Annotated in this window: 12 protein-coding genes; 6 read left to right on the top strand and 6 right to left on the bottom strand. The window is 64.7% G+C overall.

The annotated features are described in order from the left end of the window. Positions 1–50 precede the first annotated feature (50 nt). From GGD62_RS05220 to GGD62_RS05240, 5 genes are read left to right on the top strand one after another with little or no spacing between them, the layout of a single operon-like run. On the top strand, positions 51–1337 hold the full coding sequence (locus tag GGD62_RS05220) for an ABC transporter substrate-binding protein (protein WP_183707391.1): 1287 nt from the start codon (positions 51–53) through the stop codon (positions 1335–1337). After that, positions 1334–2257, top strand: coding sequence for a carbohydrate ABC transporter permease (locus tag GGD62_RS05225; RefSeq protein WP_183707393.1), 924 nt, complete (start codon positions 1334–1336; stop codon positions 2255–2257). The genes GGD62_RS05220 and GGD62_RS05225 overlap by 4 nt, the downstream gene beginning before the upstream one ends. Beyond that, the gene (locus GGD62_RS05230) at positions 2250–3107 is read left to right on the top strand and encodes a carbohydrate ABC transporter permease (protein ID WP_179738723.1); all 858 of its coding nucleotides are present in this window, start codon (positions 2250–2252) and stop codon (positions 3105–3107) included. The genes GGD62_RS05225 and GGD62_RS05230 overlap by 8 nt, the downstream gene beginning before the upstream one ends. 10 nt (positions 3108–3117) lie before the next feature. Next, a complete protein-coding gene (locus GGD62_RS05235; RefSeq protein WP_183707395.1) occupies positions 3118–4227 on the top strand; it encodes an ABC transporter ATP-binding protein in 1110 nt (369 codons plus the stop codon). Further along, on the top strand, positions 4224–4991 hold the full coding sequence (locus GGD62_RS05240) for an SDR family NAD(P)-dependent oxidoreductase (protein WP_183707396.1): 768 nt from the start codon (positions 4224–4226) through the stop codon (positions 4989–4991). The genes GGD62_RS05235 and GGD62_RS05240 overlap by 4 nt, the downstream gene beginning before the upstream one ends. 137 nt (positions 4992–5128) lie before the next feature. Here GGD62_RS05240 and lpxB read toward each other — a convergent pair whose 3' ends face one another. Genes lpxB through lpxA form a run of 3 tightly spaced genes read right to left on the bottom strand, consistent with a single transcriptional unit; the run spans position 5129 to position 7972 of the window. After that, positions 5129–6307 (bottom strand): lipid-A-disaccharide synthase, encoded by a 1179-nt coding sequence (gene lpxB / locus GGD62_RS05245; protein WP_183707398.1) that lies wholly within the window; start codon positions 6305–6307, stop codon positions 5129–5131. Next, positions 6304–7161: an LpxI family protein gene (locus GGD62_RS05250; RefSeq protein WP_049814974.1), complete on the bottom strand. Its 858-nt coding sequence runs from the start codon at positions 7159–7161 to the stop codon at positions 6304–6306. Before GGD62_RS05250 ends, lpxB begins: the two co-directional genes overlap by 4 nt. Before the next feature lie 19 nt (positions 7162–7180). Next, the gene (lpxA, locus tag GGD62_RS05255) at positions 7181–7972 is read right to left on the bottom strand and encodes an acyl-ACP--UDP-N-acetylglucosamine O-acyltransferase (RefSeq protein WP_018320215.1); all 792 of its coding nucleotides are present in this window, start codon (positions 7970–7972) and stop codon (positions 7181–7183) included. A 174-nt stretch (positions 7973–8146) separates the two neighbouring features. Here lpxA and GGD62_RS05260 point away from each other — a divergent pair, with 174 nt between their 5' ends. Beyond that, complete coding sequence (locus tag GGD62_RS05260) at positions 8147–8470, top strand: KTSC domain-containing protein (protein WP_092257190.1); 324 nt, start codon at positions 8147–8149, stop codon at positions 8468–8470. A 30-nt stretch (positions 8471–8500) separates the two neighbouring features. Here the strand turns inward: GGD62_RS05260 and fabZ are convergent, their stop codons facing one another. From fabZ to bamA, 3 genes are all read right to left on the bottom strand, one after another. Next, positions 8501–8962, bottom strand: a complete 462-nt coding sequence (fabZ, locus tag GGD62_RS05265) for a 3-hydroxyacyl-ACP dehydratase FabZ (protein ID WP_018320213.1) — start codon at positions 8960–8962, stop codon at positions 8501–8503. Next, entirely contained in the window at positions 8959–10026 is a 1068-nt protein-coding gene (gene lpxD, locus GGD62_RS05270) for a UDP-3-O-(3-hydroxymyristoyl)glucosamine N-acyltransferase (protein ID WP_092257194.1), read from the bottom strand. Before lpxD ends, fabZ begins: the two co-directional genes overlap by 4 nt. Positions 10027–10151: 125 nt before the next feature. Continuing rightward, positions 10152–12689, bottom strand: coding sequence for an outer membrane protein assembly factor BamA (bamA, locus tag GGD62_RS05275; protein ID WP_018320211.1), 2538 nt, complete (start codon positions 12687–12689; stop codon positions 10152–10154). Positions 12690–12762: the final 73 nt, after the last annotated feature.

The raw sequence follows: 12762 nt of genomic DNA on the forward strand, positions 1-12762 counted from the left end.
TGAAGCTGCGCGGCTCGCGCGCAAGAGAGTTCACACCGGGAGGAACTGCCATGCCGATCACGACAACAAGGCGCCGTCTGCTCGCTGGATCCGTTGCCACGCTCGCACTGCCGGCATTTGCCCGCGCGCAAGGCGCGGTCAAGCCGCGCCTGACCGCGATCTCACAATGGTCCGCGGGCAGCGACGGGGCGGCCATCACCGCGCTCGGCAAGACGTTCGAGGAGAAAGGCGGCGTCTGGCAGCACTCACCCGTCCCCGGTTTCACCACCGAGATGATGAACAAGCTGCGGGCCCAGATCATGGCCGGCGATCCGCCGGCCTGCTCGCAGCTCAAGGGTCCCGAGATCGCAGCCTGGTCGAAGATTGCCCCGACTGTCGATCTCGACGCCGTGGTCGCGGCCGCCGGCTATGAGAAAGTTGTCGCGCCGGACCTTGCGAAATTGCACAAGCCGGGCGGCAAATGGATCGCACTGCCGTTGCAGATCTACAGCACCAACATGCTGTTCTTGTCCAAGCGCGCGATGGACAAGGCCAAGGCCGACAAGGTCCCCGTCACCTGGGCTGACTTCAACGACCTCGCCGAGAAGATGAAAGCGGGCGGCGTCCCCTATCCCGTCGCCAACGGCGGCACCCGCCCCGACGACGGGCAAAAATTCGAAGCCGCCCTGGCCGGCATTAGTCCCCTCGCATACCGCGCCGCCATCATGAATCTCGAGAAGAAGGCCCTGGAGGGCCCCGAGATCAAGGCTGCGTTCGCGCAGGTGCGCAAGATCGCCGACTGGATGGACCCCAATGTCGGCGCCCAGCACTTCTCGACCAACCTCAAGCGCTTTATCGACGGCGACATGGGCATGATGATCATGGGCGGCTGGGCGCAGGGCGTGTTGCGCAATGCCGGCTTCAAGTTCGAGGACTTCATGATCGCGCCAGGTCCGAGCGACAATAGCAAGCCGGTGTTCCTGTTGAACGCCGATGCCTTCATCTTCTGGCAGCGCAAGGAGCCTGACCTGCAAGCCGGCCAGACCCTGATGGCCCAGCTCGTCATGGATCCGGCGATCCAGACCATGTACTCGCAGATCACGGGATCGATCCCCGTGCGCACCGACGTCGATCTGTCCGGCGAAGGCTGGACGGACGGTCAGCGGCGGACCGCGGCAGCCCTGAAGGACGCGATCGCCAGCAACCAGGCGGTCCTGAGCCTTGCGCACAACATGGCGCAGGAAAACGGCATGACCGCCGCGATGATCGACGTGATCACGGAGTACGTGAAGAACAAGACGATCAAGCCCGAGCAGGCAGCCACCCGTCTCGCCGAGGCCATCGAGGGCGCGCGTTGAGCAATGCCGTCTCGATCAGACCGGGCCGGCCGGCGCTTCCCGAATGGGTGCGCCGGCTGCCCGAATATCTGATGATCTGGGTGCCGCTGCTGCTGTCGGCCGCGCACCTCGTCTCGTTCTCGCTGTGGACGATCTGGATCTCGTTCACGCCATCGACGCTGATCCCCGTCTCGGGCTGGGTGGGCTTGCGCAACTACTCGGCGGTCGCGGCGTCGCGGAATTGGCAGATCGCCTTCGACAATCTGCTGCTGTTTGGCAGCGCTTTCGTGCTGCTGAGCTTGGTGACAGGCCTCGCCCTTGCGATCCTGCTCGATCAGCGCATTCGCGGCGAGAACCTGCTGCGATCCATCTTCCTCTATCCCCTTGCGGTGTCGTTCGTGGTCACCGGCACGGTCTGGAGTTGGCTGCTCAATCCTGGCCTTGGAATCCAGAAGCTGGTCCACGACCTCGGCTGGACCTCCTTCAAGTTCGACTGGCTGATCGACCGCGACATGGCGATCTGGACCATTGTGATCGCCGCGATCTGGCAATCCTCGGGCTTCGCCATGGCGCTGTTCCTTGCCGGCCTTCGCTCGGTCGACACCGACATCATCAAGGCCGCGCAGATCGACGGCGCGGGACCGATCCGAATCTACCGGCGCATCATTCTGCCGTCGCTTTGGCCGATCACCATCACCGTCGTCGTGATCCAGTTGCAGTTCGCGATTTCCACGTTCGACCTCGTGCGCGCGCTCACCAATGGCGGACCGGGAATCGCGACCCAGCTGCCGGCACTGGTCGTCTACGACCTGATGTTCCAGCGCAGCCTGCTCGGCCGGGGCGCGGCGGCGGCGGTGCTCATGTTGCTCATTCTTCTCGCGGTGCTGCTGCCGTATGCGGCGTGGCGATATGTCCAGCGACGGCGGGCCGCCCATGCGTGAGCGGACCTTCGCACCAAGCCGGATCTTGATCTACCTCATCGTCCTGCTGATCGCTGCAGCATGGCTCGCGCCATTGGCTGTTGTCGTGCTGAACTCGCTCCGCAGCAACGAGGAAATCGCGCAGGGCTCGATGATCGGCTGGCCGCAGCACTGGGCCTGGAGCAACTACCTGGCTGCCTGGAGCGGCTTCTGCGTCGCCGAGACCTGCGCCGGCATCCGGCCGTACATGCTGAACTCCGCCCTCGTCACGATTCCTGCGACGATCTTCTCGACCCTGCTCGGTGCCGTCGCCGGCTACGCCGTATCGCTCTGGCGCTTTCGCGGCGACACCTGGATCTACGGCATCGTGACCCTCGGCCTGTTCCTGCCCCAGCAGATGCGCCTGCTTCCCTGGACCATCGTGCTGCGCGACATCGGTCTCATCAACACGCTGGCGGGCCTCGTGCTGATTCACACGATCCAGGGGCTCTCCTTCACCACGCTGTTCTGCCGCAACTATTATGTCGCCATCCCCCATGAATTGATCAGGGCCGCGCGCATCGACGGCGCCGGGTTCTTCCGCATCTTCTGGCGCATCATCCTGCCGCTCTCGCCGCCGATCCTGATCGTCACCGTGATCTGGCAGTTCACGCATATCTGGAACGAGTTCCTCTATGGCGTGACGTTCACGAGCGGCCAGCAGCAGCCCGTCACGGCCGCTCTCATCGCGCTGTCCGCTGCAGTCGCAGACATCCCGCAGCACGGCGTGCAGAGCGCCGCGGTGATCATCGCGGCGCTCCCGACGCTGTTGATCTATCTCCTTGGTGGCAAATACTTTGTCCGCGGCCTGACTGCCGGGGCCGTGAAATGATGGAGTTGTCATGGCAGCACTGAGCATTCGAACCCTGTCGAAGCGCTACGCCAATCTGGAGGTGCTAAAGGGCGTGGATCTCGACATCGAAAGCGGCGAGTTCACGGTGCTGGTCGGGCCATCCGGCTGCGGTAAGTCCACGCTACTCAACATCGTCGCCGGGCTCGATCATCCGAGCGCAGGGACCGTCGAGATCGGCGGACGCGTGGTCAATGACGTCCCACCCAAGGATCGGGACATCGCCATGGTGTTCCAGTCCTATGCGCTCTACCCGTCGATGACCGTGCGTCAGAACATCACCTTCGGCATGGAATGCCGTCACGTCCCCAAAGCGGAGCAAGACGCTGCGGTCGCGAATGTCGCGAAACTGCTCCAGATCGAGGCACTGCTCGGCCGCAAGCCATCGCAGCTCTCCGGCGGCCAGCGCCAGCGGGTGGCGATGGGCCGTGCGCTGGTGCGCGATCCCCTGCTCTTCCTGTTCGACGAGCCGCTGTCCAATCTCGACGCAAAACTGCGCGTCGAGATGCGGATGGAGATCAAGCGGCTGCACCAGCGCATCGGCGCGACCATCATCTACGTCACCCACGACCAGATCGAGGCGATGACGATGGCGACCCGGATCGCCGTGATGCATCGCGGCGTGGTGCAGCAGTTTGCCGATCCCGATACCGTGTACCGCTATCCCGCCAATCTGTTCGTCGCACGCTTCATGGGCTCGCCGCCGATGAACACCATGCCGGCGCGGCTCGAGGCTGACGCCGGTGGTCCTGTGGTCGTGATTGGCGCCGGGCGGCCGGACGAAGTTCGCCTTCGTCTGCAGGGATACGATGCCGCGGCACCTTATCTCGGCCGCGAGGTGGTGTTCGGGATCAGGCCGGAATGCATCGCGGAGGGCAACCGCGTGTTCTCAGGCGGTGCACCCATCGTCGTCCACGCGCCGGTGGAGATGGTCGAACCCACCGGCGCCGAGACCATCGTGCTGCTGCGGCTCGGCGGCGAGTCCGCGCTGGCGCGCATCACGCCGGACATGCGCCCCCCGCCGGGGACGGCGGCCCCCTTTGCGCTCGATACGCGCCGCATTTGCCTGTTCGACCCCGAGACGGAGCGACTGATCGCATGACAAAGACGAGCTATGCCGGACTTGCGGACCGCGTCGTACTGATCACCGGCGGCGCCAGCGGCATCGGGGCCGCCTTCGTGCGCGCCTTCGTGGCGCAGGGAGCGCGCGTTGCGTTCCTCGATGTGGATGAAGAAGCCGGCGGGGCTCTGGTCGCGGAGGTGAGCGCTGCGTCCGAAACCGCGCCCTTGTTCTTGCCATGCGACCTCCTGGACATCGAGGCCTTGCGCGCCGCCATGGCACAGGTGCAGCGATCGCTCGGGGATGCCGCAGTGCTCGTCAACAACGCCGCTAATGATCAACGCCAGGTGCTGGCCGAAGTGACGCCGGCAGAGTTCGACTGGATGATCGGCGTCAATCTCAAGCACGTCTTCTTTGCCGCGCAAGCGGTGGTGCCGCAGATGCAGGCGCGCGGCGGCGGCTCGATCATCAACATGTCGTCGATCGCCTGGATGCGCGGGGCGCCGGGGCTGCCGGTCTACGCCGGGGCAAAGGCGGCGATCGTCGGTTTCACCAACTCGCTCGCCCGGCTGGTCGGCCCCGACCGCATCCGCGTCAATGCGATTGCACCGGGCATGGTGATCACCGAGCGCCAGCGCCGGCTGTGGTATCCGGACGAGCAGGTCATCGTCCAGATGCGCTCGCGTCAGGCCGTACCAGACGCAGTGACGCCCGAGGACATCGCCAATATGGCGCTGTTCCTCGCCTCCGACGAAAGCCAGCGCATCACCAGCCAGTGTTTTCGGGTGGATGCAGGACTTGCGTAGAACTTGATCCGGCCACAATGGCGCAACGTTCACGGTCTCGTAGGGTGGGCAAAGCGAAGCGTGCCCACGAATTCTTCTCATCGCGACGAATCGTGGGCACGGCGCGACGCGCCTTTGCCCACCCTGCGAGACCTCCGTTACCGCCTGCCCTTGCGCATCGTTGCCAGCACGATGTCGGCGGCGAGCACGCTCGGTGACTTGTTGCCGGTCGACATGATCTCATCGAGCTGGGCAAAGGCCTCGACCTGCTGCTTGCGCAGCGGCGAATCCGTCAGCACCTCGGCGAGCGCCGGCGCCAGTTTCTCCGGCGTGCACTCCTCCTGCAGGTACTCCGGAATCACATCCCTGCCGATCACGAGATTGGCGAGGATCACCGAGGAGACGCGGATCGCGCGGCGCAGGATGAAGGCCTCGATTGCACCGACGCGGTAGGCTGTCACCATCGGAATACCCGACAGTGCGAGCTCCAGCGTCACCGTACCGGACTTGGCCAGCGCCGCACGCGCGATCCGGAACACGGCGCGCTTCTCGTTCTCGCCGGTCACAACCCTTGGCTTGACCGGCCAGCTCGCGATGCCCTCGCGGATGGTGGCTTCCAGATGCGGCATCGTCGGCAGTATCAGTTCGAAGGCACGGCCTTCCGCCTGCAAGCGGCCGAGCACCCGGCCAAACACGTCGAGATGGTGCCTGACCTCGCTGCGGCGGCTGCCGGGCAGCACCAGCAGCACCGGCGGCTCACTGTCGCGACGTGCCTGCTCCTCTGCGTTCGGCCGCAGCGAGGGCAATTGCTCGATGAGGGGATGGCCGACATAGCTGCATGGCGGTCCGCCGAGCTTGCGGTATTCCTCGGGCTCGAACGGCAACAGGCCGAGCACATGGTCGACATATCCGAGCATGGTCCGCGCCCGCCCCGGCCGCCACGCCCAGAGCTGCGGCGAGACGTAGTCGACGACCGGGATCGCCGGGTTCTTCGCGCGCACGCGGCGGGCGACGCGATGGGTGAAGTCGGGACTGTCGATGATGACGAGCGCGTCCGGCGCCGCCTCGGCCACGGCGTCGGCCGTCTCACGGATCAGCCGCAGAATTTTCGGCAATTGCTGCACCACCGCGGCGAAGCCGACGATCGACAGCTCCTCGATCGGAAACAGCGATTCCAGCCCCTCGCGCGCCATGGTACGTCCGCCGACGCCGACGAACTGCACGCCGTCGCCGAGGCGCTGGCGCAGCACCTTCATCAAGGCACTGCCGAGCCGGTCACCGGATTCCTCCGTGGCGATCAGGAAGATCTTGCGCTTGGGATCGCGCGACTGCATCACGCCGGCAGTCCGATGACGAAGAGATATTTGGCGTCCGCGAGGCCGATCATCGCCTGCGGTTCGGCGGCGATGGTGTTGCCGGCGATGACGGCGAGGCCCGCAAGGCCAGCCGCCGCGACGCCCTCGATGGTGCGCGGGCCGATCGTCGGCAGGTCGAAGCGCAGATCCTGGCCGCTCTTCGGCGCCTTCACCAGAACGCCGCGGCCGGCGGCCGCGCGAATGCGTCCCTCCTCGCGCAGCCGCGCGACGCGCGCGAGCAGCGCGTCGGTGCCCTCGATGTCCTCGACCGCCACCACATGGCCGTCGATCACCACCGCAGCCTGGCCGATGTCGAACGGGCCAAGCGCGGTCAGCACCGCGCGGCCGCGCGCGATGTCGGTCTTGCTGGTATCGCTGGGCCAGGCGCGACTGATGCAGCCCTCGGGCATCAGGAGATCGGGTGCGAGGTCCTTGATGCCGACCATGCGAAAGCCGTCCTGCTCGAGGATACGGCCGACGCCGGACAGGAGATGATCGTCGCCGCCGCGAAAGGCGCGGATGACATTGCCGAGCAGCCGCATCGTCTTGACGTCGAACCGGATCTCGGAGAGCGAGGGCCGCACCAATGTGCCGATGAAGATCAGGTCGCGGCAGCCCTCCTCGCGGAACAGCCGCATTGCGCGACCAAGCTGGCCGACCGAGATCCAGCGATGGCGGAATTTCTCCACCCGCGCGGGATCGCAGGCCCCGCGCAGCGGAAACAGCACCGGCGTGATGCCGCGGGCGGCAAGCGAGTCGGCAACCGCAAACGGCATCGCGCCTCCGCCGGCGACGATGCCGACCGGCGATGAGATGTCCGACGCCGCCGATGTCATGTCCGCGGCCATCCCGAAATCACTTCGCAATGGCGGGAAGACAGAGCGGGCGCTTGCCCTTGCCGATGAAGTCGAGGATTTCGGCGATCGCCGGATCTTCGCCCGCGAGCGGGCGCGCCGATTCCAGCCGCTCGGCGAAGGTGCCGGGGCCGTGGAAGAGCTTTTGATAGAACCCGCGCACCGTCGCCAGTCGCTGCTTGGTGAACTTGCGCCGCTTCATGCCGATCAGGTTGAGGCCTTCCAGCGCCGCATATTGGCCATTGACCAGCCCAAACGGGATGATGTCATCGCGCACGCCGCACACGCCGCCGACCATGACCTGCGGTCCGATGCGGGTAAACTGGTGCACTGCGGAGAGGCCGCCGATGAAGACGAAATCGCCGATCTCGGCGTGACCGCCGAGCGTCGCCGAGGTCGCGAAGATCACGTCGTTGCCCACATGGCAGTCATGGCCGACGTGGCTGCAATTCATGAAGTAGCCGCGATCGCCGACCGTGGTGATACCACCGCCGGCGACCGTGCCGGCGTTCATCGTCACGGATTCCCGTATGGTGCAGCCCGATCCGATCCGGAGCTTCGTCAGCTCGCCCCGGTAGCTCAGCGACTGCGGTGGCGTGCCCAGGGAGGCAAACGGATAGATGGTGCAATCATCGCCGATGGTCGTCTGCGCGGTGATATGCACATGCCCAATCAGCTTACAGTTCGCGCCGATCACGACATTTGAGCCGATGATGCAATACGGCCCGATCTCGGTGCCCTCGCCGATCACGGCGCCGTCCTCGACCCGTGCGGTGGGATCAATCTTGCTCATCAAGCAATCTTACTCGTCAAGAAGGTCTGGTTATGCGTTGAAGTCGCTCAGTTTTCCGGTGGTTAGCGCGACTATGCCCGATCTGTCCAGTGACGTATCATCTCTGCCTGTTTCAAGTACCGGATGAGGTGCCTTCCCGGCTCCTCAACAACTTCATGCGGAGCTTCAGCTTTCATGGTCAGGGCCCTGGCACTTCTGCTCGCACAGCTCGCGGCCGCACCGATCGTGTCCGAGACGGTCGAGACCGGCGAACGCCACCCTATCGACCTCGCGACATTCGAATGCCGCGACATCAACCGCAGCACGGTGCTTCAGCGTGTCTGCTACGACCGTACGCAGCGCGACCTCGTCGTCGCGACTGGCGGCAGCTATACGCGCTATTGCGGCGTCGCGGCCGAGACAGCCGACCGTCTCCTGGGCGCACCGTCCATGGGCCAGTTCTTCAACCAAAACATTAAGCGCGAGGCACCCGGCGGCCGCTACGATTGCGGCGCGTGAGGAATCCGTCCAGCGCGGCCCGCGTGCCGCTCAGTCCGTCAGCATGGCGCCGACGTCGGCTTCCGCGACCACCTGCCCGTTGACCTTGGCGTCGCCGTGAAACCACCACATGGCCTTGCGGCGGCCGACCGAGCGCATGTGATACTCGATGGTATCGCCGGGCAGCACGGGCTTGCGGAATTTGCACTTGTCGATGGTGAGGAAATAGACCGCCCGCGGCTTTTCGGTCCCTTCGACGGACTTGATGCCGATCACGCCCGCGGTCTGCGCCATCGCCTCGATCATCATGACGCCGGGATAGACCGGGCGCTCCGGGAAATGCCCCTGGAAGGCCGGCTCGTTGAAGGTGACGTTCTTGATGCCGATGCCGCTATAGTCGGCGCGGATGTTGATCACGCGGTCGATCAGCAGCATCGGAAAGCGGTGCGGCAGCGTCTGGAGGATGGCATTGATGTCCACCAGCTCGAACTTAACAGGTGATTCCGCCGTCATTCCCGTCCCTCATCCTTCGGATCAGCCCTGCTGTCGCGTACCAAGCGCTCCACCGCGATGATCTCCTTGAACCATTGTTTGGTCGGCTTGGCGAAAAAGCCACCCCAGCGTCCGCCCGGCGGGATGTCGTCCTTGACGCCGCTCATCGCGGTCACCTGGGCCCCGTCCCCGATCTTGAGGTGGTTGTTGATGCCAACCTTCGCTCCGAGTGCCACGTTGTCGCCAATGGACAGGCTGCCGGCGAGCCCGATCTGGGCAGCCAACAGGCAGTGCCGTCCGATCGTGACATTGTGACCGATCTGGACCTGATTGTCGATTTTCGTCCCCTCGCCGATCACGGTGTCGCGCAAGCTGCCGCGGTCGATCGTGGTCCCGGCGCCGACCTCGACGTCGTTCTGAATCAGCACCCGCCCGGTCTGGGGCACCTTCAGATGGCCCTCGGGGCCGAAGAAGATGAAGCCGTAGCCGTCCTGGCCGATCGAGCAGCCGGGATGGATCAGCACATTGTTGCCGATCAGGGCGCACTGGATCGCGGTGCGCGCGCCGACATTGCAGTCCCGGCCGATCTTGACGCCGGGCCCGATCACTGCCCCGACGCCGACCACCGTGCCGCTGCCGATCTCCACGTCCGGGCCGATCACGGCCAGGGGATCGACGATCACGCCGTCCTCGAGCCGGGCCGAGGGATCGATGATCGCCGACGGCGCGATGCCGTCATTGCCGACCCAGGATTGCGGCCTCAGCGCTTCGCCGTGCCATTCCCGCGCGATCCTGACAAAGGCCCGAAACGGCTGCGCCGCCCGCAGCACGGCCACGTGCGCGGGCACTTGGGGCTCGAAGCGCGGGCTCACCAGGCAAGCGCCAGCCTTGGTCGCCTTGAGCTCATCGGCGTATTTGAGGTTGTCGAAGAACGCCAGATGCATCGGGCCCGCTTCGTCAAGCGAAGCGAGGCCCGTGATGATGTGGCCGCCCCTGGCGGGATCGACCAGCTGCGCTTTGGTCAGCGTGGCGATGTCAGCCAGCGTTGAGGCAGGCGGCTTTGTGAAGAAGGTCGGCTGCGCCATTCCACCCCGTCGCGGTCCGGCTTCGGCATGAAGCGGTCGAGCCGCATCATGCTCCATCTCTTGGATCGGCACGATCCCTTTCGGAAACCGGTTCCAGTGATCCGGATCGTGCCGTGCTGATCGAATTAGAACGTGGTGCCGCCGCCGAACCGGAACTCCTGCGTGCGATCGTACTTGCCCTTGCTGAGCGGCACGGCGTAGTCGAAGCGCAGCGGACCGAACGGCGACTGCCAGATCAGGCCGACACCAACCGACGAGCGGACCACCTTGCTGTCGTCATACACGAGGCCGGTACAGGTGCCGGCGCTCGATGGATTGATCGACGACGGGATACAACCAGGTGCATTGACTTCGTTGGTGCCTGAGACGCCGTTAAACGCCCAGCTGGTTGGTCCTTGGTAGTCGTAGAGGCCGCCGGCATCGGCATAAACCGCACCCTTCAGACCCACTTCCTTCGGCAGGAACCAGAACGGCATCTGCAATTCGAGCGAAGCGCCCCAGTACTTGGTGCCGCCGAGGGCGTCCTGCGTACCGAAGGGGTTCAAATCGCGCGGGCCGATGCCGTTCGGAGCAAAGCCGCGGACGAGGTTCGAACCCATCTGGAAGTGATCGAGCATGCGCAGATCGCTGCCCATCTTGTTCAGCATGCCGCTCTGCAGGCGGACGAGGCCGACGATGTCCGACACCAGCGGAGTGTAGTACTTCGCATCGATGACCGACTTCATGTAGGAGACGTCGCCGCCGACGCCGGCGAAATCCTGACGGAAGTCGATGAGCAGACCGTCGGTGGGGTTCTTGTTGTTGTCCAGCGTGTTGTAGGTCAGCGTGTAGCCGAGCGCCGAGGTCAAAGTCTTGCCGTTGGCAAGCTCCTTGCGCACCGGCAGCGAGGCTTCACCGTCGCTGTAGCAGCCGAGGCCGTTGGTGGAGACAAGACTGATACCGTTAGCGGCGGCGTAAGCCGGGCTTGGATTGAATGCCGCGGAGCCGGCAACGTTGTTACAGTTCGCCAGGTAGTTCGGCAGGGTGATTTCCTGCTGGTAGATCGAGTAGCGCAGCTGGAGCGCCAGATCTTCACGCAAGGAGAAGCCGAGGCGCGGCGAGAAGCCGAGCGTCTTGGTGCCGTAGGAGATGTAGCTGTTGGACAGCTGCTGGCGCTGATAGAGGTCGAGGCCGAGCGCGACGCGGTAGTCGAGCAGATACGGCTCGACGAACGACAGCGAGTAACCGCGTGCGTATTGGCCATAGGTCACCGACGCCTTGGCGAACAGACCGCGGCCAAGCAGGTTGCGTTCGGAGATCGAGACTTCGGCCAGCGCACCGTCGGTGGTGGAGTAACCGCCCGAGATCGAGAAGTCGCCGGTCGATTTCTCTTCCATGTCGACGATCAGGACGACGCGATCGCTCGACGAGCCGGGCTCCGTCGTGATCTTCACGCTCTTGAAATAGTCGAGGTTCTTCAGGCGCCGCTCGGCACGGTCGACCAGGGCGCGGTTGTAGGCGTCGCCCTCGGAGATATCGAACTCGCGGCGGATCACGTAATCGCGGGTACGCGTGTTGCCGCGCAGGTTGATGCGCTCGATATAGGTGCGCGGACCTTCGTCGATGTTGAACACGACGGAAACGGTGTGCGCCTCGAAATTGCGGTCGCCGCCGGGCCGGACCACGGCGAAGGCATAGCCGCGGCGCGAGGCCTCGATCTGCATCTCCTCGACCGACTTCTCGACCGATTCGACGTTGTAGAGCGAGCCGACATTGACGCGCGAATAGGCGCGCATCGACGAGGGATCGAAGTTCGGAATGCTGGAGCGGAAGTCGATCGCGCCGACGCGGTACTGCGATCCTTCCTCGATCTTGAAGGTGACGTTGAAGCCCTTCTTCTCCGGATCGTACTCGGTGAGCGCGGCCACCACCTGGACGTCGGCGAAACCGTTCTTGAGATAGAAGCGGCGGATCAGGTCGCGGTCGGCTTCGACGCGATCGGGATCATAGATGTCGCCGCTGGCCAGGAAGCTCAGCAGGTTCGATTCGCGGGTCTTGATGACGTCCCTGAGGCGATAGGACGAGAATGCGACATTGCCGATGAACTCGATCGACTTGACGCCGGTCTTGGCGCCCTCCTCGATCGTGAAGATGAGATCGACGCGGTTGTTCGGCTGCTCGATGACCTCGGGCGTTACGCGCACGTCGTAGCGGCCGGACCGGCGGTAGATTTCAGCGATTCGCAGCGTGTCGGACTGCACCATGGCGCGGGAGAAGGTGCCGCGCGCCTTGGACTGGACCTCAGTGGTGAGCTGCTCGTCCTTGATCTTCTTGTTGCCCTCGAAGGCGATGCGGCCGATCACCGGGTTTTCCACCACGGAGACGACGATCTGGCCGCCGCCGCCGCGGTTGATTCTCACGTCCTGGAACAGGCCGGTCTCGATCAGGGCCTTGAGGCCGTCGTCGATGGCGCCTTGATCCAGGCGGCCGCCCGGACCCGGCTTGAAGTAGGAACGGATCGTCTCCACCTCGACCCGGCGATTTCCTTCGACGGAAATCGACTGCACGGTCTGAGCGAGCGCAGACGAAGACACAAAAACAGCCCCGACCGGGGCAATCACCGGCGCGCCGAACATGATCAGGGTTGCGAGCAAGCCCCCCCGGAGTCGCAGTCCAAACTTCATCGCGCAACGCGCCCTTATCATTCCGAGCCAGACCCAACCCCAACGCCGGTCTGGAAGATTCCCCAAGTTCAGG

It is taken from the genome of Bradyrhizobium sp. ERR14 (assembly GCF_014198235.1).
In the GTDB taxonomy this organism is placed as follows: domain Bacteria; phylum Pseudomonadota; class Alphaproteobacteria; order Rhizobiales; family Xanthobacteraceae; genus Bradyrhizobium.